This window comes from Pseudomonas sp. RIT-PI-o (assembly GCF_001297215.1).
Taxonomy (GTDB): domain Bacteria; phylum Pseudomonadota; class Gammaproteobacteria; order Pseudomonadales; family Pseudomonadaceae; genus Aquipseudomonas; species Aquipseudomonas moraviensis_A.
This window is the reverse complement of the sequence record NZ_LHPA01000044.1, coordinates 245055-267538: the sequence shown is the minus strand read 5'-3', so window position 1 is coordinate 267538 and position 22484 is coordinate 245055. Positions and strand designations below refer to the sequence as shown.

At 61.6% G+C, this 22484-nt stretch carries 22 protein-coding genes; 12 read left to right on the top strand and 10 right to left on the bottom strand.

The window, feature by feature from the left end:
- Positions 1-118: 118 nt before the first annotated feature.
- From coxB to AEQ63_RS25100, 4 genes are all read left to right on the top strand, one after another.
- On the top strand, positions 119-1246 hold the full coding sequence (gene coxB / locus AEQ63_RS25115) for a cytochrome c oxidase subunit II (protein ID WP_042609003.1): 1128 nt from the start codon (positions 119-121) through the stop codon (positions 1244-1246).
- 82 nt (positions 1247-1328) lie between these two features.
- On the top strand, positions 1329-2915 hold the full coding sequence (ctaD, locus tag AEQ63_RS25110; protein WP_042609004.1) for a cytochrome c oxidase subunit I: 1587 nt from the start codon (positions 1329-1331) through the stop codon (positions 2913-2915).
- A 155-nt stretch (positions 2916-3070) separates the two neighbouring features.
- A complete protein-coding gene (locus AEQ63_RS25105; RefSeq protein ID WP_064365242.1) occupies positions 3071-3622 on the top strand; it encodes a cytochrome c oxidase assembly protein in 552 nt (183 codons plus the stop codon).
- A 25-nt stretch (positions 3623-3647) separates the two neighbouring features.
- The gene (locus tag AEQ63_RS25100; protein ID WP_042609005.1) at positions 3648-4535 is read left to right on the top strand and encodes a cytochrome c oxidase subunit 3; all 888 of its coding nucleotides are present in this window, start codon (positions 3648-3650) and stop codon (positions 4533-4535) included.
- 83 nt (positions 4536-4618) lie between these two features.
- Here the strand turns inward: AEQ63_RS25100 and AEQ63_RS25095 are convergent, their stop codons facing one another.
- On the bottom strand, positions 4619-4822 hold the full coding sequence (locus AEQ63_RS25095; protein ID WP_016772330.1) for a twin transmembrane helix small protein: 204 nt from the start codon (positions 4820-4822) through the stop codon (positions 4619-4621).
- Between the two features lie 70 nt (positions 4823-4892).
- Here AEQ63_RS25095 and AEQ63_RS25090 point away from each other — a divergent pair, with 70 nt between their 5' ends.
- Genes AEQ63_RS25090 through AEQ63_RS25070 form a run of 5 tightly spaced genes read left to right on the top strand, consistent with a single transcriptional unit; the run spans position 4893 to position 8801 of the window.
- Positions 4893-5633, top strand: coding sequence for an SURF1 family protein (locus AEQ63_RS25090; RefSeq protein ID WP_064365241.1), 741 nt, complete (start codon positions 4893-4895; stop codon positions 5631-5633).
- Entirely contained in the window at positions 5599-6192 is a 594-nt protein-coding gene (locus AEQ63_RS25085; protein WP_064365240.1) for a hypothetical protein, read from the top strand. The genes AEQ63_RS25090 and AEQ63_RS25085 overlap by 35 nt, the downstream gene beginning before the upstream one ends.
- Before the next feature lie 10 nt (positions 6193-6202).
- Positions 6203-7282 carry a COX15/CtaA family protein gene (locus AEQ63_RS25080; protein ID WP_064365239.1) on the top strand — a complete coding sequence of 360 codons (1080 nt, stop codon included), beginning with the start codon at positions 6203-6205 and terminating at the stop codon, positions 7280-7282.
- Complete coding sequence (gene cyoE / locus AEQ63_RS25075) at positions 7270-8169, top strand: heme o synthase (protein ID WP_042609009.1); 900 nt, start codon at positions 7270-7272, stop codon at positions 8167-8169. The genes AEQ63_RS25080 and cyoE overlap by 13 nt, the downstream gene beginning before the upstream one ends.
- A complete protein-coding gene (locus tag AEQ63_RS25070; protein WP_042609010.1) occupies positions 8166-8801 on the top strand; it encodes an SCO family protein in 636 nt (211 codons plus the stop codon). The genes cyoE and AEQ63_RS25070 overlap by 4 nt, the downstream gene beginning before the upstream one ends.
- Before the next feature lie 281 nt (positions 8802-9082).
- Here AEQ63_RS25070 and AEQ63_RS25065 read toward each other — a convergent pair whose 3' ends face one another.
- From AEQ63_RS25065 to AEQ63_RS25055, 3 genes are all read right to left on the bottom strand, one after another.
- Positions 9083-9853, bottom strand: a complete 771-nt coding sequence (locus AEQ63_RS25065; protein ID WP_042609011.1) for a MetQ/NlpA family ABC transporter substrate-binding protein — start codon at positions 9851-9853, stop codon at positions 9083-9085.
- Between the two features lie 65 nt (positions 9854-9918).
- A complete protein-coding gene (locus AEQ63_RS25060) occupies positions 9919-10593 on the bottom strand; it encodes a methionine ABC transporter permease (RefSeq protein ID WP_016772337.1) in 675 nt (224 codons plus the stop codon).
- Positions 10593-11600: a methionine ABC transporter ATP-binding protein gene (locus AEQ63_RS25055; RefSeq protein ID WP_016772338.1), complete on the bottom strand. Its 1008-nt coding sequence runs from the start codon at positions 11598-11600 to the stop codon at positions 10593-10595. Before AEQ63_RS25055 ends, AEQ63_RS25060 begins: the two co-directional genes overlap by 1 nt.
- Before the next feature lie 262 nt (positions 11601-11862).
- Between AEQ63_RS25055 and katE the strand changes: the two genes are divergently transcribed.
- Positions 11863-14004, top strand: coding sequence for a catalase HPII (gene katE, locus AEQ63_RS25050; RefSeq protein ID WP_024014993.1), 2142 nt, complete (start codon positions 11863-11865; stop codon positions 14002-14004).
- A gap of 95 nt (positions 14005-14099) precedes the next feature.
- Here katE and AEQ63_RS25045 read toward each other — a convergent pair whose 3' ends face one another.
- The 4 genes from AEQ63_RS25045 to AEQ63_RS25030 are packed head-to-tail and all read right to left on the bottom strand — an operon-like array spanning position 14100 to position 16899.
- Positions 14100-14813, bottom strand: a complete 714-nt coding sequence (locus AEQ63_RS25045) for a PA5502 family lipoprotein (RefSeq protein ID WP_042608299.1) — start codon at positions 14811-14813, stop codon at positions 14100-14102.
- Positions 14814-14850: 37 nt separating this feature from the next.
- A complete protein-coding gene (gene znuB, locus AEQ63_RS25040; protein WP_016772340.1) occupies positions 14851-15639 on the bottom strand; it encodes a zinc ABC transporter permease subunit ZnuB in 789 nt (262 codons plus the stop codon).
- Positions 15632-16417 carry a zinc ABC transporter ATP-binding protein ZnuC gene (gene znuC / locus AEQ63_RS25035; protein ID WP_039757132.1) on the bottom strand — a complete coding sequence of 262 codons (786 nt, stop codon included), beginning with the start codon at positions 16415-16417 and terminating at the stop codon, positions 15632-15634. The genes znuB and znuC overlap by 8 nt, the downstream gene beginning before the upstream one ends.
- On the bottom strand, positions 16417-16899 hold the full coding sequence (locus AEQ63_RS25030; protein WP_042608298.1) for a Fur family transcriptional regulator: 483 nt from the start codon (positions 16897-16899) through the stop codon (positions 16417-16419). Before AEQ63_RS25030 ends, znuC begins: the two co-directional genes overlap by 1 nt.
- 66 nt (positions 16900-16965) lie before the next feature.
- On the opposite strand from AEQ63_RS25030, the gene AEQ63_RS25025 reads away from it, so the two are divergent.
- Complete coding sequence (locus AEQ63_RS25025; RefSeq protein WP_082367967.1) at positions 16966-17886, top strand: zinc ABC transporter substrate-binding protein ZnuA; 921 nt, start codon at positions 16966-16968, stop codon at positions 17884-17886.
- 90 nt (positions 17887-17976) lie between these two features.
- On the opposite strand, the gene AEQ63_RS25020 is transcribed toward AEQ63_RS25025, so the two are convergent.
- Together AEQ63_RS25020 and AEQ63_RS25015 are read right to left on the bottom strand one after the other, a co-directional pair.
- Entirely contained in the window at positions 17977-18930 is a 954-nt protein-coding gene (locus AEQ63_RS25020) for a homoserine kinase (protein ID WP_042608296.1), read from the bottom strand.
- Between the two features lie 53 nt (positions 18931-18983).
- Positions 18984-19274: a DUF2782 domain-containing protein gene (locus AEQ63_RS25015; protein ID WP_042608295.1), complete on the bottom strand. Its 291-nt coding sequence runs from the start codon at positions 19272-19274 to the stop codon at positions 18984-18986.
- Positions 19275-19348: 74 nt separating this feature from the next.
- On the opposite strand from AEQ63_RS25015, the gene polA reads away from it, so the two are divergent.
- Positions 19349-22153 (top strand): DNA polymerase I, encoded by a 2805-nt coding sequence (gene polA / locus AEQ63_RS25010; RefSeq protein WP_064365237.1) that lies wholly within the window; start codon positions 19349-19351, stop codon positions 22151-22153.
- Positions 22154-22484: the final 331 nt, after the last annotated feature.

The following is a 22484-nucleotide window of genomic DNA, read 5'->3' as shown; positions in this document are numbered from 1 at the left end:
GACGCCCGACTGCACCCGCAGCAAGGCCCGGCGATTCAAGTTCGTAGTCTGATGCAGCCGCTCCCTTGCCGCAGGCGATACGCCGGCGGGATAACAAGAACGATAAGGGGAACCCGCAATGATGCGACATCCACATGTCTGGATGGGCCTCCTGTTGTGGTCGATTTTCAGCCCGGCCAATGCGGCCTGGACTGTGAATATGGCGCCTGGAGCGACTGAAATCAGTCACGCAGTATTCGACCTGCACATGACCATTTTCTGGATCTGTGTGGTGATCGGGGTGGTCGTCTTCGGCGCCATGCTCTGGTCGATGATGGTGCACCGCCGCTCCACCGGCCAGGTCGCGGCGAAATTCCATGAAAGCACCGGCGTCGAGATCATGTGGACCATCGTGCCGCTGCTGATCCTCGTGGCAATGGCCGTGCCCGCCACCGCGACGCTGATCAAGATGTACGACACCAGCGAGCCGGACATCGATATCCAGATCACCGGTTATCAGTGGAAGTGGCACTACAAATACCTGGGCCAGGACGTCGAGTTCTTCAGCAACCTGGCCACCCCCGCCGAGCAGATCCACAACAAGGAAGCCAAAGGCGAGCATTACCTGCTCGAAGTCGATAAGCCGCTGGTGCTGCCGACCGGCGCCAAGGTGCGCTTTCTGGTGACCTCCGCCGACGTCATTCACTCCTGGTGGGTACCGGCGTTTGCGGTCAAGCGCGATGCGATCCCGGGATTCGTCAACGAAGCCTGGACGCGGATCGACAAGCCCGGCCTCTACCGGGGCCAGTGCGCCGAATTGTGCGGCAAGGATCACGGCTTCATGCCGATCGTGGTCGAGGTCAAGGAACCGGCCGATTACGAAAAATGGCTCGCCGAGCGCAAGGCCGAGGCCGCGCAACTCAAAGAACTGACCAGCAAGGAATGGACCCTCGACGAGCTCAAGGAGCGCGGCGACAAGGTCTACCACACCACTTGCGTTGCCTGTCACCAGGCTGAAGGCCAGGGTCTGCCGCCGATGTTCCCGGCGCTCAAGGGCTCGAAAATCGCCACCGGGCCGATCAAGGATCACCTGGGCATTGTCTTCCACGGCAAACCCGGCACCGCCATGGCGGCGTTCGGCAAACAGCTGTCGGAAGTCGATATCGCAGCGGTTGTGACCTATGAACGTAACGCCTGGGGCAACAACAAGGGCGACATGGTCACGCCAAAAGAAGTGCTGGAGCTGAAACAGGCGGAAAGCAAATGAGCCGGTCAATTGCGTACTCAGTGAACCGGTCGGGGCAGCACGTCCCGGCCTGCCCCGTGCACTTTCGTGAAGGAGACCGGCCATGAGCGCTGTCATCGATGACCACGGTCACGCCGACCACGCCCACGGCCCCGCCAAAGGCCTGATGCGCTGGGTGCTGACCACCAACCACAAGGACATCGGCACGCTGTACCTGTGGTTTGCCTTCTGCATGTTCCTGCTCGGCGGCTCGTTCGCCATGGTCATTCGCGCCGAGTTGTTCCAGCCCGGCCTGCAGATCGTGCAGCCGGAATTTTTCAACCAGATGACCACCATGCACGGCCTGGTCATGGTGTTCGGTGCGGTGATGCCGGCATTCGTCGGCCTCGCCAACTGGATGATTCCGCTGATGGTCGGCGCGCCGGACATGGCCCTGCCGCGGATGAACAACTTCAGCTTCTGGCTGTTGCCGGCAGCATTCCTGCTGCTGGTCTCGACGCTGTTTACCCCCGGTGGCGGGCCGAATTTCGGCTGGACCTTTTACGCGCCGCTGTCGACGACCTATGCGCCGGAAAGCGTGACGTTCTTCATCTTCGCCATCCACTTGATGGGGATCAGTTCGATCATGGGCGCGATCAACGTGGTCGCAACCATCCTCAACCTGCGCGCACCCGGCATGACCCTGATGAAAATGCCGCTGTTCGTCTGGACCTGGCTGATCACCGCGTTCCTGCTGATCGCAGTGATGCCGGTGCTCGCCGGGTGCGTGACGATGATGCTCATGGACATCCACTTCGGCACCAGTTTCTTCAGCGCTGCCGGCGGTGGTGACCCGGTGCTGTTCCAGCATGTGTTCTGGTTCTTCGGCCACCCCGAGGTGTACATCATGATCCTGCCGGCGTTCGGCGCGGTCAGCCAGATCATCCCGACCTTCGCGCGCAAGCCGCTGTTCGGCTACACCTCGATGGTCTACGCCACGGCGAGCATCGCGTTCCTGTCGTTCATCGTCTGGGCGCACCACATGTTCGTGGTCGGCATTCCGCTGGTGGGCGAGTTGTTCTTCATGTACGCGACCATGCTGATCGCCGTGCCGACCGGGGTGAAAGTATTCAACTGGGCGAGCACCATGTGGCAAGGCTCGATGACCTTCGAGACACCGATGCTGTTTGCCGTGGCGTTCGTCATCCTGTTCTCGATCGGCGGTTTCTCCGGGCTGATGCTGGCGATCGCCCCGGCGGACTTCCAGTATCAGGACACCTACTTCGTGGTCGCGCACTTCCACTATGTGCTGGTGCCCGGGGCGATCTTCGGCATCTTCGCCTCGGCCTATTACTGGCTGCCGAAATGGACCGGACACATGTACGACGAAACCCTCGGCAAGCTGCATTTCTGGCTGTCGTTCGTCGGCATGAACCTGACCTTCTTCCCGATGCACTTCGTCGGGCTGGCCGGGATGCCGCGACGGATTCCGGACTACAACCTGCAGTTCGCCGACTTCAACATGGTCTCGTCGATCGGCGCGTTCATGTTCGGCGCCACGCAGATCTTTTTCCTGTTCATCGTCATCAAGACCATCCGTGGCGGCGAACCGGCCCCGGCCAAACCGTGGGATGGCGCCGAAGGGCTGGAGTGGAGCGTGCCGTCACCGGCGCCGTATCACACCTTCACCACACCGCCGGAAGTGAAATGAAACGCTCTTCTGCTACCACATCCCCTGTGGCGAGGGAGCTTGCTCCCGCTGGGTTGCGCAGCAGCCCCAAAGACTCTGTGGGCGCTGCGCACCCAAGCGGGAGCAAGCTCCCTCGCCACAAAAGCTTGCTCGCAGTTTCGGAGGAGGCATGAACCATGGCTGACTCGATCTCGCTGAAGAAACTCGTCACTCGCCTGCTGCTGGTGGTAGTGGCGATGTTCGTCTTCGGTTTCGCGCTGGTGCCGATCTACGACGTGATGTGCAAAGCCTTCGGCATCAACGGCAAGACCGGCGGCCAGTACGAAGGCGAGCAAGTGGTCGACACCTCGCGCCTGGTGCGCGTGCAGTTCCTGTCGACCAACACCGCCGACATGCCCTGGGACTTTTACCCAAAACATGAGGAACTGACGGCCAACCCCGGCGCGGTCAACGAGATGGTATTCATCGCGCGCAATCCCACCGACAAACCGATGAGTGCGCAAGCGGTGCCCAGCATCGCGCCGAGCAATGCGGCGGCGTTTTTCCACAAGACCGAATGCTTTTGTTTTACCCAGCAGGTGCTGCAGCCCGGTGAACAGATCGAGATGCCCGTGCGTTTCATCGTTGACCGCGACATGCCCAAGGAAGTGAAGCACCTGACGCTGTCCTACACGCTGTTCGATATCACCGCCCGACATCCTCCGGTAGCTGTTAACACTGGCGGTTGAGCGTGGCCGATAAGGAGAACAATAAATGGCAACTCATGAGCATTATTACGTCCCGGCCCAGAGCAAATGGCCGATCGTCGCCACGGTCGGGATGTTCGTCACCGTGTACGGCCTCGCCACCTGGTTCAACGATCTGAAGGCCGCGCGTCCGGAATCCCACGGCCCGCTGATCTTTTTCGTCGGCGGCCTGCTGCTGGCGTACATGCTGTTCGGCTGGTTCGGTGCGGTGATCAAGGAAAGTCGCGCAGGGTTGTACAGCCCACAACTGGATCGCTCGTTCCGCTGGGGCATGAGCTGGTTCATCTTTTCCGAAGTGATGTTCTTCGTCGCCTTCTTCGGCGCGCTGTTCTACGTGCGCCACGTATCCGGGCCGGCGCTGGGCGGTGAAGGGCCGAAAGGCATCGCGCACATGCTCTGGCCGAACTTCGAATTCGTCTGGCCGCTGCTGCACACGCCAGACCCGAAACTGTTCCCGCCGCCCAAGGACGTCATCAGCCCGTGGGGCCTGCCGCTGCTCAACACGATCCTGCTGGTCAGCTCCAGCGTGACCATCACCATCGCCCACCATGCGCTGAAGAAAGGCCATCGCGGCGCGCTGAAACTGTGGCTGGCGATTACCGTGCTGCTGGGCATCGCGTTCCTCGGTTTCCAGGCCGAGGAATACATCCACGCCTACAAGGAGCTGGGGCTGACCCTTGGCTCGGGCATCTACGGCGCGACGTTCTTCATGCTCACCGGGTTCCACGGCGCCCACGTGACCATCGGCACGATCATCCTGTTCGTGATGCTGATGCGGATCATGAAGGGCCACTTCGACAACGAGCACCAGTTCGGCTTCGAAGCGGCGAGCTGGTATTGGCACTTCGTCGACGTGGTGTGGATCGGCCTGTTCTTCTTCGTTTATGTGCTTTGACAGCAGCTGCAAGTGGCGAGCTGCAAGCTTCAAGTCAAAGCGGGATGGCTTCTAACTTGTAGCTTGCCGCTTGCAGCTTGCAGCTACCACGGCGCATGGGACACCAGTTGGCCGCTGTAGAAACCCCAGGCCATCAGGCCGACGGTGACCACGGCCAGTGCCACCCGAACACTCAGGGCGATGACCAGGCGATTGGAGCTGCTGTCGTCCTTGACCAGGAAAAACAGGCCGCTGAACAGGCTGACGACCGTGGCAATCAGCATCAGGACGATCGCTGCTTTGAACATGGCAAGACTCCGGGGGACAGGCGATGCACTTGAGTATAGCGATCGCGGTGACTGACTTTATGGCGCGGCCATGAAGCGCTTTCGCCCGGGCGTGATTCCCACTGTCGTGGTGGCACTGTTGCTGCCACTGATGGTTGCGCTGGGCTTCTGGCAACTGGGCCGGGGCGCGGAGAAAACTGCGCTGCTCGCCAGTTACGCCGAACGTCGGGTAGGCGAACCGGTGGCCAGCAGTGAATTGCTCGGCAGCGCCGACCCGGCTTATCGCCGCGTGCGCCTGCACGGTCAGTTCGATGCCGCTCACAGCCTGTTGCTCGACAACCGCCAGCGTGGCGGCAAGGTCGGCGTCGAGTTGCTGCAACCGTTTCAGGATCAGCGCAGCGGCCTGTGGCTGCTGGTCAATCGCGGCTGGCTGCCATGGCCCGATCGGCGCGTGCCGCCGCAATTCACGACACCCGCCGAGACACTGACGCTCGATGCCTGGGTTTATGTCGCTCCCGGCGCGACGTTCCAGTTGCACGCCGATCCAGTCAGCAGTGTCTGGCCGCGAACCATCACCGCCGTCGAGCCGAGCAAATTGTGGCAGACCCTGGAGCGCGACGGTTTCGCCTTTGAGCTGCGCGCCGAACCCGGCCCGGCCAGCTATCAAACGGACTGGCCGGTGGTCGCGATGGGCCCGGAAAAACACCTCGGCTATGCCGTGCAATGGTTCGCCATGGCCACGGCGTTGCTCGGTCTCTACCTCTATTTGGGCTGGCACAACGCAAAGGAGAAACGCCATGGGAAGCGCCATGAATCCACCCAGCATGTCTGAGGCCAAACCTGCCCCCAGCCGCCGGCGCGGGCGCATTCAGTTGCTGTTGATTGTGCTCGGTGTAGTGGGGCCGATGCTCCTCGCCACCGGCATGTACAAATTGCAGTTCTGGGTGCCGGAAGGACGCAGCTACCACGGCGAACTGATCGGCAACGGCCAGACCCGCGCCGGCCTTGGCGTGCAGGCCGATGAGCAGCGCTGGCAGATTCTGGTCACGGCGCCGAAGGACTGCGCTGTCGATTGCCAGCAACTGGTGTATCTGGCGCGGCAGATCCAGATCAGCCTCGGCCGCGAAGCCGGGCGCGCCAGCCACGCCCTCGCCGCCGCGCAACCTTTGAGCACCGACTACGCCGCCAAGCTCGACCGTGAATACCCGCAACTGCAGCGTTACCCACTGGATGCCGGGGTGTTCGCCAGGACCACCGGCGACAAAGCCGTGCCGCAGCTGTGGATCGTCGACCCCCACGGCAATCTGGTATTGCGTTACGAGCCGAATGTGAAGGGCAAGGATCTGCTCAACGACCTGCGTCATCTGCTGAAACTGTCGAACATCGGATAAGGGCATCGTCATGGCCAAACCTGGATTTCGCCTCGCGCTGTTTGCCACCCTGCTGGCACTGGTTGTGGTGCTGCTCGGTGCCTACACCCGCCTGACCCACGCCGGCCTCGGCTGCCCGGACTGGCCGGGCTGCTACGGGTTTATCAGCGTGCCGAAAAGCGAGGCGCAACTGGCCCATGCCGAACTGCATTTCCCTGATGCGCCGGTGGAGGCGCACAAGGGCTGGAACGAGATGATCCACCGCTACTTCGCCGGCACCCTCGGTTTGCTCATTTCAGTGCTGGCCGGGCGCGCGTGGGTCAATCGTCGCGATCCGGGGCAACCGGTAAAGTTGCCGCTGTTTCTGCTGGCAGTCGTCATCGCCCAGGCGGCGTTCGGCATGTGGACGGTGACGCTCAAGCTCTGGCCGCAAGTGGTCACCGGGCATTTGCTCGGCGGTTTCGCCACGTTGAGTCTGCTGTTTCTGTTGACGCTGAGGTTGTCCGGCGTGCTGCCAGCGCTGACCGTGCCCAAGCGCCTGCAATATTGGGCGACGGCGGGTCTGTTGCTGGTGATCGGCCAGATCGCGTTGGGCGGCTGGGTCAGCTCCAATTACGCAGCGGTGGCGTGCATCGACTTCCCCACCTGCCATGGCCAATGGCTGCCGCCGGCGGATTTCGCCAACGGTTTTCACCTGACCCAGCACATCGGTCCGAATTATCTCGGCGGCCAACTGGACAGCGACGCGCGCACGGCGATTCACCTGACCCACCGCATCGGCGCTCTGCTGGTGACGGTCGTGCTGCTCGGTCTGGCCTGGCAATTGAAGATGGTCGGCATGACGCGCCTGGCCGGGCTGGTGCTGATCGCCCTCGCCGCGCAGATCACCCTCGGCATCAGCAATGTGCTGTTCCATCTGCCGCTGCCGGTGGCCGTCGCCCATAACGCCGGCGGTGCGGCGCTGTTGCTGACGATGGTGCTGGTCAATTACCACGCGCGCACCAGCCTGTTGCGGGTGACCCAACCGGTACTCGCGCGCTGGCGCTTCAGTGCGCACAAACCCGCCGTCGCGCCCATCGCATTGAAAGGAGAAACACCATGGCGAGTCTGATCGGCGAGCGTCCGGCGCAAGCGCTGTGGCGCGATTATCTGGAGCTGACCAAACCGAAAGTCGTGGTGCTGATGCTGATCACCTCGCTGGTCGGCATGTTCCTCGCCACCCGCGCGGGCGTACCGTGGACAGTGCTGGTGTTTGGCAATCTGGGCATCGCCTTGTGTGCCGGTGGTGCGGCGGCGGTCAATCATGTGGTCGATCGGCGCATCGATGCGGTAATGGCGCGCACGCATAAACGGCCATTGGCCGAAGGCCGGGTTTCGCCTGCAGGGGCGCTGAGCTTCGCCCTGGTGCTGGCGCTGCTTGGCCAGGCGCTGCTGCTGACCTTCACCAATCAGCTGACCGCGTGGCTGACCCTCGCCTCGCTGCTCGGTTACGCGGTGGTCTACACCGGTTTTCTCAAACGTGCGACGCCGCAGAACATCGTCATCGGCGGCCTCGCTGGCGCAGCCCCGCCGCTGCTGGGCTGGACCGCTGCCACCGGCCATGTCAGCGCCGAACCGCTGTTGCTGGTGCTGATCATCTTCGCCTGGACCCCGCCGCATTTCTGGGCGCTGGCGATTCATCGCAAGGAGGAATACGCCAAGGCAGACATTCCGATGCTGCCGGTCACTCACGGCGAGCACTACACCAAAGTGCACATTCTGCTGTACACCTTTGCGCTGCTGGCGGTGAGTCTGCTGCCGTACGTGATTCACATGAGCGGCGTGCTCTATCTGGTCTGTGCGCTGGCCCTGGGCGCGAGGTTTCTGCAATGGGCCGTGGTGCTGTACCGTGGCAGTCGGCCGCACGCGGCGATCAACACCTTCAAGTACTCTATCTGGTACTTGTTCCTGTTGTTCATCGCCCTGCTCGTAGACCACTACTTACTGTTGAACCTATGACCCGAACCCAGAAAACCGTCTTCATCCTCGTCGCCGTGATCGCGTTGATCCTCGGACTTACCGTCAACAAGGTGCTGAGCGGCAAAGGCCAGGGCGACCCCACGGCACTGATCGACGCCGGGATCATCCTGCTGCCGCAGAGCCGCAACCTGCCGGACGTGACCATGACCGATCAGGACGGCAAACCGGTTGCGATCGATGAGCTGAAAGGCAAGTGGAGCCTGTTGTTCTTCGGCTACACCTTCTGCCCGGACATCTGCCCGACCACGCTGGCACAACTGCGACAGATCAAGAGCGAATTGCCGAAAGACGCTGTGGACAAGTTGCAGATCGTGCTGGTCAGCGTTGACCCCAACCGCGATACGCCGAAACAGTTGAAGCAGTATCTGGGCTACTTCGATCCGCAGTTCATTGGCTTGACACCGACGTCGATCGAGGAGCTGCAGAAGGTCGCGAACGCAGTGAGCATTCCGTTCATTCCGGCCGATACCAGCAAGCCGAATTACACCGTCGACCACAGCGGCAATCTGGCAGTGATCGGCCCGGACGGCACGCAGCGCGGGTTTATTCGGGCGCCGTTGAACAACGCCAAACTGGTTGCGCAACTGCCGGGGATGCTTGAGCGCAAGTGACAGCTTAAAAGCCAAGAGCCCCTCACCCTAGCCCTCTCCCGGAGGGAGAGGGGACTGATTGGGGGAGGGTGAAGAAATACGCCAACCTGTAAGTCCTGTGCCGAATCCATAATCGATTCGATCTTTCAGATCGATGCATGACGCAAGACACGTCGATCGGCCCCCTCTCCCTCGGGAGAGGGCTGGGGTGAGGGGCAGCTTCACCGCAGGTCCACAGCCAAACACCAGACACAAAAAAGGGGACGCTCATGGCGTCCCCTTTTTCATTGCAGCAACCGGAATCAGAACGCCGGCAATACCGCGCCTTTGTACTTCTCGGTAATGAACTGCTTCACTTCCGGGCTGTGCAGGGCAGCAGCCAGTTTCTTCATCGCGTCGCTGTCCTTGTTGTCCGGGCGGGACACGAGAATGTTTACGTACGGCGAGTCGTTGCCTTCGATCACCAGCGCATCCTTGGACGGGTCGAGCTTGGCTTCCAGCGCATAGTTGGTGTTGATCAGTGCCAGATCGACCTGGGTCAGCACACGCGGAATGGTTGCGGCTTCCAGTTCACGGAATTTCAGGTCTTTCGGGTTCGTCGCGATGTCCTTGAGGGTCGACAGAATATTGGTCGGGTCCTTCAGGGTGATCACGCCCGCCTTGGCCAGCAGCATCAGTGCACGGCCGCCGTTGGTGGCGTCGTTCGGGATTACCACGTTCGCACCGCTAGGCAGCTCTTCGATTTTTTTAAGCTTGCTCGAGTACGCACCCAGCGGTTCCAGGTGCACGCCGGTCACAGCGACCAGATCAGTGCCTTTGGCCTTATTGAACTCATCAAGGTACGGCTGGTGCTGGAAGAAGTTGGCGTCGAGGCGCTTTTCCGCAACCTGTACGTTCGGCTGAATGTAGTCGGTGAAGACCTTGACCTTAAGATCCACGCCTTCCTTGGCCAGGGCCGGCTTCACGAACTCAAGGATTTCCGCGTGCGGCACCGGGGTGGCGGCGACGGTCAGGGTTTCGGCGTGGGCCGAGAACGCAGCAACGGCAGCGAAAGCAGCGATCAGTTTTTTCATTCAGCTAACTCCTGTTCAGGGCGCCCGCCATCTGGGCCAGCGCCTCTCTAGATGATCGAAACCAGTTATTTGCGCGAGAAATGCACGACCAGACGGTCGCCGACCATTTGCAGCACCTGCACCAGAATCAACAGCAGCACCACGGTGACGATCATCACGTCGGTCTGGAAACGCTGGTAGCCGAAACGGATCGCCAGGTCACCCAGACCACCAGCGCCAACCACACCGGCCATCGCCGTGTAGGACACCAGTGTAATCGCTGTCACCGTAATCGCTGCGAAGATGCCCGGACGGGCTTCCGGCAGCAAGGCGTTCATGATGATCTGCCGGGTGGTCGCGCCCATCGACTGGGTCGCTTCGATGATGCCGCGGTCGACTTCGCGCAACGCGGTTTCCACCAGACGCGCGAAGAACGGCGTGGCGCCGACCACCAGCGGCGGAATCGCCCCGGCCACGCCCAGCGAGGTGCCGGTAATCAGCACGGTGAACGGGATCATCACGATCAGCAGAATGATGAACGGCAGCGAACGCAAAATGTTCACCACCAGCGACAGCACGGCGTAGAGGCCACGGTTCTCCAGCAACTGACGCGGGCTGCAGAGAAACAGCAGCACGCCCAGCGGCAGGCCGAGCAGCACGGTGAACAGCAGCGAACCGCCGAGCATCAGCATGGTGTCGCCAGTCGCCAGCCAGATTTCGTACCAGTCGATATTGGCGAAGAAACTCATCAGATCAGCCATTAGCGCAACACCTCCATGTGAACGTCAGCGGCGGTGAAGCGGGCAAACGCCGCCTCCATGTCGCCACCGGTGACAGCGAGGGTCAGTTGCCCGTACGGAATGTCTTTGATGCGGTCGATGCGACCGGCAAGGATGCTGTAGTCAACGCCGGTTTCCCGGGCGACGGTGCCGAGCAGCGGCGCGTAGGTCGCTTCGCCCTGGAAGGTCAGGCGCACGATGCGCCCGGGTACATGGGCGAAATCGTCGCGCTGTTCGCTCTCGTCGATCTGCTCGCTTTCCTGGACGAAACGCTTGGTGGTCGGATGCTGCGGATGCAGGAACACATCGGCTACCGGACCCTGCTCGACGATCACGCCAGCGTCCATCACCGCGACCTGGTCGCAGACGCGACGGATCACGTCCATCTCGTGGGTGATCAGGACGATGGTCAGTTTCAGTTCGCGGTTGATTTCGGCCAGCAGTTGCAGGACCGACGCGGTGGTCTGCGGGTCGAGAGCGCTGGTGGCCTCGTCGCACAGCAGGATCTTCGGTTTGGTCGCCAGCGCACGGGCGATGCCGACGCGCTGTTTCTGGCCGCCGGACAATTGCGCCGGGTACTTCTTCGCGTGGTCGGACAGACCGACCCGCGCCAGCAACTCGGCGACGCGTTGGTTGATTTCACTGCTCGACAGCTCACCGGCCAGGGTCAGCGGCAAGGCAACGTTGTCGGCGACTGTCTTGGAGGCGAGCAGGTTGAAGTGCTGGAAGATCATCCCGACCTGCTGGCGGAAACGGCGCAGGCCGTTGGCGTCCAGTGCAGTGACTTCTTCGCCGTCGACGATGATCTTGCCGCCACTGGAGTCTTCCAGGCGATTGATCAGACGCAGCAGGGTACTTTTGCCCGCACCGGAATGGCCAATCAGGCCGAACACCTGGCCGTTCTCGATGGCGAGACTGGTCGGGTGCAGCGCGGGAATATCCTTACCGGCGACGCGGTAAGTCTTGTGGACGTTTTGAAACTCGATCACGTAGCGAACCTTGTGGGGCGCGTTGGAAAAGGATCAGCGGTTAGCCGGGCGCGCATTTTAGCCTGTCCGTATAGAGGTTCTTAGCATTTATTTCGCAATTATCCTTCGATTTGGCAATAACGCGATCAAAGGTCAGATAAACGGAACGGCTGAAACGCTCATCAGTCACTACTTAAGCGACTTGAAACCCTGGGTGCCGTGCCCGGGAATCACTCAAGGGTCTGCGGAAGGCATCCGGGGCCAAACGAGGAGTTTACGTCTGATGAGCATCAAAAAGCCTGCACCCGATAAAAGCGAAATGGCCGGGACCGATACCCCGGATCGCGCCAACACCAACGCCAAGCTCGACAGCCTGGAAGAGTTCCGTTCAGACGCCACCGGTCAGGCCCTGCGCACCAATCAGGGCGTGAAGATCGCGGACAACCAGAACACCCTCAAAGCCGGGCCGCGCGGGCCGTCGCTGCTGGAAGATTTCATCATGCGTGAAAAGATCACGCACTTTGACCATGAGCGGATTCCGGAGCGCATCGTCCACGCACGCGGTACCGGCGCCCACGGTTTCTTTCAGACCTACGAGAACCATGCAGCGCTGACCAAGGCTGGTTTCCTACAGGATCCGGGCAAGAAGACGCCAGTGTTCGTGCGCTTTTCCACGGTGCAGGGGCCACGGGGTTCCGGCGATACCGTGCGAGACGTGCGCGGCTTTGCAGTGAAATTCTTCACCGACGAAGGCAACTTCGATCTGGTCGGCAACAACATGCCAGTGTTCTTCATTCAGGACGCGATCAAGTTTCCTGATTTCGTGCACGCGGTGAAACCCGAGCCGCACAATGAAATCCCCACCGGCGGCTCGGCTCACGACACGTTCTGGGACTTCGTTTCGCTGGTGCCGGAATCTGCGCACATGGTGATCTGGGCAATGTCCGACCGGGCCATCCCGAAAAGCCTGCGCAGCATGCAGGGTTTCGGCGTGCACACCTTCCGCCTGATCAATGCCGAGGGTAAGTCGCGCTTCGTCAAATTCCACTGGCGCCCAACCGCCGGCACCTGTTCGCTGGTGTGGGACGAGGCGCAGAAGCTCGCCGGGAAAGATACCGACTACCACCGTCGCGACCTGTGGGAAGCGATCGAGATGGGTGACTACCCGGAATGGGAACTGGGCGTGCAGATTGTCGAAGAAGAGAACGAACACGACTTCGACTTCGACATCCTCGACCCGACCAAAATCATTCCCGAAGAAATCGTGCCGATCACCCCGCTGGGCAAAATGACCCTGAACCGCAACCCGGACAACTTCTTCGCGGAAACCGAACAGGTCGCCTTCTGCCCGGGCCACATCGTGCCGGGTATCGACTTCTCCAACGACCCGCTGCTGCAAGGTCGGCTGTTTTCCTACACCGACACGCAGATCAGCCGACTCGGCGGGCCGAACTTCCATGAGCTGCCGATCAACCGTCCGGTCGCGCCGTTCCACAACGGCCAGCGCGACGCGCAACACCGCACCACTATCGACAAGGGCCGCGCTTCCTACGAGCCGAACTCGATCGACGGCGGCTGGCCGAAAGAGACCCCGCCGGCGGCACAGGACGGTGGTTTCGAGAGCTATCCAGAGCGCATCGACGCCGCGAAGATCCGTCAGCGTAGTGAGTCGTTCAGCGATCACTTCTCTCAGGCGCGGCTGTTCTTCAACAGCATGAGCGACCATGAGAAAGAGCACATCATCGCCGCGTACAGCTTCGAACTGGGCAAGGTCGAGCGTGAGTTCATCCGTGCACGTGAAGTGAACGAGATCCTCGCCAATATCGACCTGACCCTGGCCAAACGCGTGGCGGAGAACCTCGGTTTGCCGGCGCCAGCCAAAGGCACGGTCGAAGTGCGCAAGACCTCGCTTGAGCAGTCGCCAGCGCTGAGCCAGGCCAACCTGCTGCCCGGCAATATCAAGACGCGCAAAGTGGCGATCCTTGCTGCCAACGGTGTTGACGCTGCGGCCATCGATGCGATGAAGAAAGCACTTGAAGCCGAAGGCGCCCACGCGAAACTACTTGGCCCGACCTCGGCGCCAGTGAAGACCGCTGACGGCAAGGCATTGCCGGTGGATGCGTCGATGGAAGGCATGCCTTCAATTGCGTTCGATGCGGTGTTCGTACCGGGTGGCGCAGCGTCGATTACCGCGTTGAGCGGTGACGGTGTGGCGCTGCATTACCTGCTCGAAGCGTACAAGCACCTGAAGGCGATCGCACTGCACGGCGAGGCCAAGCAATTGCAGGACTTGTTGAAGCTGGATGCGGATGCGGGGTTGTTGCAGGGCGCTGATGTCGGCGCGTTGACCAAGCCGTTCTTCGCCGCGATTGGCGAGCATCGGGTCTGGGCGCGGGAGCCTAAGGCCAAGGCGATTCCGGCTTAAGATCTTTATTGGCTGAGAGGACGCTTTCGCGAGCAGGCTCGCTCCCACAGATACATTGCTGCACCTGTGGGAGCGAGCCTGCTCGCGAAGCTTTTTTAGGGTTTACGCGGGCTCAACACCATCTGCGCCGGCACCGTGCGCAAGATCTGCTTCTCGATCTGCAAATCAAAGTCAGGATCGAGCTTCTTCACTCGCTTGGTCAGCAAGGTCGCCAGCCACGGATAATCCGCGGTGCGTGGGGCCTGGATGCTGACGGCGCACTCATAATTCACCACATCGGCGGCAATCGCATCGAGTTGGCGTTGCAGCTTGTGAATATCACCAATGTTCAGCGCAACCGTGGTGCTCTCGGCAGTGGGGTCGATGACCTTGGCTTTCGGCCGGGCCTCGGCAGCCAGCAGCGCGGCTTCAGCCTTTTCCAGCTCGGCCTTGCGCGCTTCAGTGATCGCGCCGTTGACACCGCCAGTCAGCGCGGGGGCCTTGGGCATCAAGGCGCGGGCACGGCTCAATGCAGTGGCGGCAGCGTTGACATCACCTTTCTGCAGGACGATCTGGCTGCGGCGCAGGTACGCCTCCGCCAACTGCCGCTGATACTGCTCGAGGGATTGATCGTTAGGGGTTTCGGCCTGCAACGCGGCCAACTGGTCTTCGGCGGTGGCCAGTTCGCTGCTGGCCAGGCTTTGCTCCAGCTGTGCGATGGCCGTAGCCCGCGCATCCGGGACTTCAGCCACCGGCGGCGTGCTTTGGCAGGCGCCCAGCAGCACTGAAAATGCGACAAGGAGCAGATAACGGGAGGCGAACGGCTTCATTCCTGCGACTCTCTAATTGCGCAAAAAGCGGCCAAGTCTACACCCCACGACGGGGCAGAACAAAACTCAACAGAAACAGCGCGGCCGCCGTCACCACGATCGACGGCCCCGCCGGGGTGTCCTTGAACCATGACAACGCCAGCCCGCCGCACACCGCGAGCATGCCCAGCAGGCTCGCGCCCAGGGCCATCTGCTCCGGCGAACGGGCGTGACGCTGTGCCGCAGCGGCCGGAATGATCAGCAGCGAAGTGATCAACAATACCCCGACGATTTTCATCGCCACTGCGATCACCACCGCGATCAACAACATCAGTGCCAAGCGCAGACCGGCCACCGGCAGGCCCTCGACCCGCGCCAGTTCTTCGTGCACGGTGACCGCCAGCAGCGGCCGCCACAGCGTCACCAGCAACACCAGCACCGCCGCGGTGCCGCCGAGGATCCACGCCAGGTCGCTCGGACTGATCGCCAGCAGATCGCCAAACAGATAAGCCATCAGGTCGATCCGCACTTCATGCATGAAGCTTAGTACCACCAGGCCGAGAGAGAGCGTGCTCGGCGCAAGAATTCCCAACAGCGTGTCAGACGCCAGTGGCTGGCGCTGTTGCAGGGTCACCAGCAGCACCGCCAGCAGCAGGCACCCGACCGTCACCGCTACAGTCGGGCTGACATCCAGCAGAAAGCCCAGTGCCACGCCGAGCAGCGCGGCGTGGGACAGGGTGTCGCCGAAATAGGCCATGCGCCGCCACACCACAAACGAGCCGAGCGGTCCGGCCACCAGCGCCAGCGCCAGACCTGCAAGCAGGGCATACAAGAGAAAATCAGCCATGCTTGCAGCCGTCTCCATGAACATGAGGTTGCCCGCTCAGCGGGCCTTTGACCACCGAACCGTGCAGGTCGTGGGCGTGGTCGTGATGGTGGTGATAGATCGCCAGGCTCGGCGCATTCTTGCCGAACAGCTCGACGAATGCCGGATCACCGCTGACCTGCTCGGGATGCCCGGAGCAGCAGACGTGGCGGTTGAGGCAGACCACCTGATCGGTGGTGCTCATCACCAGATGCAAATCGTGGGACACCATCAGCACGCCGCAACCGTGGCGGTCGCGCAGACGGGTGATCAGGCTGTACAGCTCGGCCTGCCCAGCCACGTCGACGCCCTGCACCGGTTCGTCGAGCACCAGCAGCTCAGGCTCACGCAGCAGGGCCCGAGCCAGCAGCACGCGCTGCATTTCGCCGCCGGAAACACTCTGCACCGGGCTGTCGATCACGTGTTCGGCGCCGACTTCCTTCAATGCCGCCAAGGCACGCGGGCGATCCACACCGGGTACCAGGCGCAGAAACCGCAGGACTGACAGCGGCAGCGTCGGATCGACGTGCAGCTTCTGCGGCATGTAGCCAACGCGCAGTTTCGGCTTGCGCCAGACGCTGCCGCTGTTCGGCTTCAACAGCCCGAGCACGGCGCGCACCAGCGTGGTCTTGCCGGCGCCGTTGGGGCCGATCAGGGTGACGATCTGCCCCGGCTCGACGCTCAGCTCGATGTTGTCCAGCACAGTCTGCCCGGCAAACGTGACGGCGACCTGCTCCAGACGGATCAGCGCATTGCTCATCAGGCCCCCTGGCAACCGGCGCACAGGCCGACCACTTCGACCGTCTGCGCTTCGACGATGAAGCCGACGTCTTTGGCGCTGCTGATAATTGCGTCGCTGATCACTTTTTGCTCAAGTTCGATAGCGGCGTGACAGTCGCGGCAGATCAGGAACTGACCCTGATGCGCATGCTCCGGATGCACGCAGCCGACGAAGGCGTTGAGCGACGAGATGCGATGAACCAGGCCGTTTTCCAGGAGGAAATCCAGCGCGCGGTACACGGTCGGCGGCGCGGCCCGGCGGCCGTCCTGCTCGCTGAGCACGGCGAGGATGTCGTAGGCACCCAGTGGCTTGTGGCTCTGCCAGACCAATTCCAGCACGCGGCGGCGCAGAGCGGTCAGACGCAAACCTTTTTGCGCGCACAAGGTATCGGCCTCGGACAAAGCGCTGTGCACGCAATGGGAGTGGTCGTGGGGACGGCTGGCAATCGGTGTAATAGGCATGAGCGGCGACGAGATTTGCTGGAGACGTTATTATGTTACCCGTTCTCGCTTCCTTGAGTGGTCATCGTGTCCCGACTTTTTTCTGTTTTTGTGGCCTTTGTTGCCGTTTTTCTGCTGACCGGTACGGCTCAGGCCGAGGTCAAAGTGCTCACCAGCATCAAACCGTTGCAGTTGATTGCCGCTGCCGTGCAGGACGGCGTGGCGATTCCCGAGGTGCTGTTGCCACCGGGTGCCTCGCCGCACAATTACGCCCTGCGCCCCTCCGACGTACGGAAGGTGCAGTCGGTCGATCTGCTCTACTGGATCGGCCCGGACATGGAAGGCTTCCTGCCGCGGGTGCTCAGCGGTCGCAGCCTGCCGAGTGTCGCGGTGCAGGATCTGCCGGGGCTGAAATTGCGCCATTTCGGCGCAGACAACCATTCCCACGCCGAAGAGGCCGATGAGCATGACCACGACCATCGCCCCGGCTCGCTGGACGCGCACTTATGGCTGTCACCGATCAACGCCCGGGTGATCGCCGACAAAATGGCCGCCGATCTCAGCGCCGCCGACCCGGCCAATGCCCAGCGTTATCAGAGCAACGCCAAAGCCTTCGATGAACGTCTGGGTGCGCTGGATCAGCGCTTGAAGAAGCGTCTGGCCAATGTCGAAGGCAAGCCGTACTTCGTCTTTCACGAGGCGTTTGATTATTTCGAAGACGCTTACGGCTTGAAGCACGCCGGGGTGTTCGCCGTCGCGGCTGAAGTGCAGCCAGGCGCTCAGCATGTGGCGGCGATGCGCAAGCGCTTGCAGGAAGTGGGCAAGACTTGCGTATTCAGCGAGCCACCGTTGCGTCCGCGTCTGGCGGAAACGCTGGTGGCCGGTTTGCCGGTGAAACTGGCCGAGCTGGATGCGCTGGGTGGGTACACCCCGGCGACGGCTCAGGGGTATGAGCAGGTGCTGGAAAAACTCGGCAATGATCTCGCCGGATGCCTGGAATCGCTTTAGGGCTGATTCGGCTTCGCCTCAATCGCGAGCAGGCTCACTCCTACATTTGGAATGCATTCCCTTGTAGGAGTGAGCCTGCTCGCGAAGCTTTTAAAGGGCGAAAGGCAACGGTGTGCTGACCTTCTGCCGCTGTACCAGCCGCTGCTCGAACTCCCGCGGGTCGTGAATCAACACGTCCTGCCCGGCGAACTGCTCGGCGGCGATCAAGCGTGACAGCCAGAACCGCACACAAGCCACGCGCAGCATCGTCGGCCACAGTTCAGCTTCCGCCGCCGTGAATGGGCGCAGCGCGGCGTAGGCACCGAGAAACGCTCGGGCCCGCGGGCCATCGATCACACCCGCTTCATCCGAGCACCAGTCGTTCAACGCGATTGCCACGTCGTACAGCATCGGCCCCGAGCAGGCATTGTAGAAGTCGATCAACCCGGTCAGGTGCGTGCCTTCGAACATCGCGTTGTCGCGGAACAGATCGGCGTGGATGTTTGCCCGCGGCAGCGCGAGAATTCTTTCCTTCTGCGCGGTGATTTCGTCCAGCGCCTTTTGCAGCAAGGCCTGCGGCTCTTCGCTCAAGTGGGACAACAACTCGCCGCCCTCCTCCAGCATCCAGTCCAGACCGCGATCGGTCTTGCGCTTGATCATGCGCTCGCCCTGGGTCGCCAGGTGCAGATGTGCCTGCAATTCGCCGACCTGGGCGCAATGCTGGGCATTGGCGACCTTGATGTGCTTGCCCGACAGGCGCGGTTGCAGCAGCGCGGGCTTGCCTTTGAGTTCACGCAACGCCACGCCGTCACTGGTGCGCAGGGCATACGGCACCGGCAGGTCGGCTTCGTGCAGCACGTCGAGCAGGTCGATGAAGAACGGCATCTCCTGCACCGGACCGCGCTCGACCAGGGTCAGGACGAATTCGCCCTGCTCCAGGCTGATAAAGAAGTTGGTGTTTTCGCTGCCGGCGGCGATCCCCTGGAAATCAAGCAGGCGGCCAAGCCCGTATGGGGCGAGAAAGGTTTCCAGCTCGGGCCGAGCCAGGGGAGTGAACACAGACATGTCTTAACTGCCAGTACGGGCGCCGCAACGGCGGCGCCGGGTGAATTAAAAACCTACTTCCATTCGAAGATCTTCCATGACGGGATCAGCATATCCGGCTGATCCGAGCGGATGAAATTGGCATCCGTCCCGTCGGCGCGCACCAGAAAATACGGCGGCGCGCCCTTCGGCGTGACTTTGATCGCATACAGGAAACCGTTCTGGCGGTACTCCTGAATGGTCTTGTCGCCCTCCGTGCGGATGGTGACGTCGGGGTCGGCGCCAGGCGCATCATCCGCCGCCATCGCGGCCAGTGGTGAGACAGCGATCAACCCGACCAGCAGCAAGCGATTTAACGTACGCATGATAACCTTGTCCCTTTGTCGTCAACGGTCCCGCTATTCTAGCCCCGGACCCGCCGAAAAGGTTGATCCTGCTCATGAGCCAAGCCCCCCTCGTCCTGGTGGACGGTTCGTCTTACCTGTACCGCGCCTTTCATGCACTGCCACCACTGACCACGTCCAAAGGCCTGCCGACCGGTGCGGTCAAAGGCGTGCTGAACATGCTCAAGAGTCTGCGCAAGCAGTACCCGGACAGCCCGTTCGCCGTGGTATTCGACGCCAAAGGCGGGACATTTCGCGATGAGATGTACGCCGAATACAAGGCCAACCGCCCGAGCATGCCCGATGACATGCGCGTGCAGATCGAGCCGCTGCACCAGAGTGTGATCGCCCTCGGCTTCCCGCTGCTGTGCGTGGACGGCGTCGAGGCCGACGACGTGATCGGCACCCTGGCGCGCAGCAGCGCGGCGGCGGACCGCCCGGTGATCATCTCCACCGGTGACAAGGACATGGCGCAATTGGTCGACGGCCACATTACCTTGGTCAATACCATGTCCGGTAGTTCGATGGATGTGGAGGGCGTCAAAGAGAAATTTGGCGTCGCACCGGAGCAGATCATCGATTATCTGGCGCTGATGGGCGATTCCTCCGACAACATTCCGGGCGTGCCGGGCATCGGCCCGAAGACGGCGTCCGGCCTGCTGGTCGGCGTCAACGGCGGTCTTAAAGAGCTGTACGAAAATCTGGATATCGTGCCGACCCTGCCGATTCGTGGGGCGAAAACCCTGGTGGCCAAGCTCGAAGAGCACAAGGAAATGGCTTTCCTCTCCTATCAACTGGCAACCATCAAGATCGATGTGCCGCTGGATATCGGCCTCGATGATCTGCAGATGGGTCAGGAAGACCCGGCCAGACTCTACGAGCTCTACACCCTGCTGGAATTCAAGAGCTGGCTCAACGACCTCGATCGCGATGCCAAACGCCTGGAACTGAGTGCGGCTGCCGAACCTGCGCCCACCCATGATCTGTTCAGTGCTCCACAAGCCGAGGCAGCCACTGCCCCTGCCGAAGCCGCGTACGAAACCATCCTCGATCAGGCCCGCTTTGACGTCTGGCTGGAAAAACTGCGCAACGCCAAGCTGATCGCCTTCGACACCGAAACCACCGGCATCGACGCGCAGCGGGCACAACTGGTCGGTCTGTCGTTCGCCGTACAGGCCAACGAAGCCGCCTACATTCCGCTGACCCACTCCTACATCGGCGTACCGGAGCAACTGGATCGCGACACCGTGCTGCGCGCACTCAAGCCGATCCTGGAAGACCCGAACAAGCTCAAGGTCGGCCAGCACGCCAAGTTCGACATGAATATTCTGGCCAACTGCGCCATCGGCGGCGACCAGAACGAAGGCATCAGCGTGCGCGGCATCGCCTTCGACACCATGCTTGAGTCGTACGTGCTCAACTCCACCGCGACCCGTCACGATATGGACAGCCTCGCGCAGAAGTACCTCGACCACACCACGGTGAGCTTTCAGGACATCGCCGGCAAAGGTGCCAAGCAACTGACCTTCGACCAGATCGCCCTGGAACAGGCCGGTCCCTACGCCGCCGAAGATGCCGACATCACCCTGCGTCTGCACCAGGCTCTGTTCGAGAAGCTAAGCGCGATTCCGAGCCTGGCCAGCGTGCTGACCGACATCGAGATTCCGCTGGTGCCCGTGCTGGCGCGCATCGAGCGCCAGGGCGCGTTCGTCGATGCCGAGCTGCTCGGGATCCAGAGCATCGAGCTGGGCAACAAAATGGTCGCGCTCGAGCGAGAGGCCTTCGAGATTGCCGGGGAGGAATTCAACCTCGGCTCGCCCAAGCAACTGGGGGTGATCCTCTATGAAAAGCTTGGCCTGCCGGTGCTGAAGAAAACTGCCAAAGGCCAGCCGTCCACCGCTGAAGAAGTGCTGGCGAAACTCGCCGAAGACGATCACCGCTTGCCGAAAGTGCTGATGGAGCACCGTTCGATGAGCAAGCTGAAAAGCACTTACACCGATCGTCTGCCGGAGCAGATCAACCCGCGCACCGGACGCATTCATACCTCGTATCATCAGGCGGTGGCCTCGACCGGTCGCTTGTCCTCCAGTGATCCGAACCTGCAGAACATCCCGGTGCGCACCGCCGAAGGCCGGCGCATTCGTCAGGCGTTCGTCGCGCCGAAGGGTTACAAACTGCTGGCGGCGGACTACTCGCAAATCGAGTTGCGGATCATGGCGCACCTGTCCCGCGACGAAGGCCTGATGAACGCCTTCCGCAACAACCTCGACGTGCACACCGCGACCGCCGCCGAAGTGTTCAAGGTCGAGCTTGAGCAAGTGACCTCGGACCAGCGCCGCAGCGCCAAGGCGATCAACTTCGGTCTGATCTATGGCATGGGCGCGCAGAAGCTCGGCAAGGACATCGGCGTCGACACCAAGACCGCCAAGGCCTACATCGATACGTACTTCGCCCGTTATCCAGGCGTTCGCGAGTACATGGAGCGCACCCGCGCACAGGCGGCCGATCAGGGCTACGTTGAAACGTTCTTCGGTCGTCGCCTGTACCTGCCGGAGATCAACTCGAACAAGCCGCAGGAACGCGCCGCCGCAGAACGCACGGCGATCAACGCGCCGATGCAGGGCACGGCGGCGGACATCATCAAGAAAGCCATGGTCGCCGTGGACAACTGGCTGGCGACGTCGGGGCTGGATGCCCGGGTCATCCTGCAAGTGCACGATGAACTGGTGCTGGAGGTTCGCGAGGATCTGGTCGAGCAGGTCAGCACCGAGATTCGCCTGCACATGAGCGAAGCGGCGAAACTGGACGTGCCGCTGCTGGTGGAAGTCGGCGTCGGCAACAATTGGGATGAGGCGCACTGAGCAGGGTGCAGCGTGGCCGCGACACGGCGTCGCGGCAAGCCCGGGAAACCGGCTTAGACCGATAAATGCTTGAGGCTATTCCAAAGCTTTTTGAAAAAAATCTGAACTAATCTGCCGGTGGAACACTCAGAGGTACTGAATGGCTGGTGAAGCCCTTCGATGCTCCTATGTTGTGTTAAGTGTTGGCAGATATCTGAACCCCGCCCTAGCGGTTCGGAACTTAGACCCCGGAATTCTCCCTCCCCAATGAATCCCGGGGCTTTTTTTGCCTCAAAACTGGCTGTGATGCCGTCATGCTGCGTTAAAAGCACCGCTAAAAATGCTCATTTAG

Bases quoted from the DNA above. Each gene is read 5' to 3' on its own strand.
- coxB (WP_042609003.1), top strand. From the start codon at position 119: ATGATGCGACATCCACATGTCTGGATGGGCCTCCTGTTGTGGTCGATT.
- ctaD (WP_042609004.1), top strand. From the start codon at position 1,329: ATGAGCGCTGTCATCGATGACCACGGTCACGCCGACCACGCCCACGGC.
- AEQ63_RS25105 (WP_064365242.1), top strand. From the start codon at position 3,071: ATGGCTGACTCGATCTCGCTGAAGAAACTCGTCACTCGCCTGCTGCTG.
- AEQ63_RS25100 (WP_042609005.1), top strand. From the start codon at position 3,648: ATGGCAACTCATGAGCATTATTACGTCCCGGCCCAGAGCAAATGGCCG.
- AEQ63_RS25095 (WP_016772330.1), bottom strand. From the start codon at position 4,822: ATGTTCAAAGCAGCGATCGTCCTGATGCTGATTGCCACGGTCGTCAGC.
- AEQ63_RS25090 (WP_064365241.1), top strand. From the start codon at position 4,893: ATGAAGCGCTTTCGCCCGGGCGTGATTCCCACTGTCGTGGTGGCACTG.
- AEQ63_RS25085 (WP_064365240.1), top strand. From the start codon at position 5,599: ATGGGAAGCGCCATGAATCCACCCAGCATGTCTGAGGCCAAACCTGCC.
- AEQ63_RS25080 (WP_064365239.1), top strand. From the start codon at position 6,203: ATGGCCAAACCTGGATTTCGCCTCGCGCTGTTTGCCACCCTGCTGGCA.
- cyoE (WP_042609009.1), top strand. From the start codon at position 7,270: ATGGCGAGTCTGATCGGCGAGCGTCCGGCGCAAGCGCTGTGGCGCGAT.
- AEQ63_RS25070 (WP_042609010.1), top strand. From the start codon at position 8,166: ATGACCCGAACCCAGAAAACCGTCTTCATCCTCGTCGCCGTGATCGCG.
- AEQ63_RS25065 (WP_042609011.1), bottom strand. From the start codon at position 9,853: ATGAAAAAACTGATCGCTGCTTTCGCTGCCGTTGCTGCGTTCTCGGCC.
- AEQ63_RS25060 (WP_016772337.1), bottom strand. From the start codon at position 10,593: ATGGCTGATCTGATGAGTTTCTTCGCCAATATCGACTGGTACGAAATC.
- katE (WP_024014993.1), top strand. From the start codon at position 11,863: ATGAGCATCAAAAAGCCTGCACCCGATAAAAGCGAAATGGCCGGGACC.
- AEQ63_RS25045 (WP_042608299.1), bottom strand. From the start codon at position 14,813: ATGAAGCCGTTCGCCTCCCGTTATCTGCTCCTTGTCGCATTTTCAGTG.
- znuB (WP_016772340.1), bottom strand. From the start codon at position 15,639: ATGGCTGATTTTCTCTTGTATGCCCTGCTTGCAGGTCTGGCGCTGGCG.
- znuC (WP_039757132.1), bottom strand. From the start codon at position 16,417: ATGAGCAATGCGCTGATCCGTCTGGAGCAGGTCGCCGTCACGTTTGCC.
- AEQ63_RS25030 (WP_042608298.1), bottom strand. From the start codon at position 16,899: ATGCCTATTACACCGATTGCCAGCCGTCCCCACGACCACTCCCATTGC.
- AEQ63_RS25020 (WP_042608296.1), bottom strand. From the start codon at position 18,930: ATGTCTGTGTTCACTCCCCTGGCTCGGCCCGAGCTGGAAACCTTTCTC.
- AEQ63_RS25015 (WP_042608295.1), bottom strand. From the start codon at position 19,274: ATGCGTACGTTAAATCGCTTGCTGCTGGTCGGGTTGATCGCTGTCTCA.
- polA (WP_064365237.1), top strand. From the start codon at position 19,349: ATGAGCCAAGCCCCCCTCGTCCTGGTGGACGGTTCGTCTTACCTGTAC.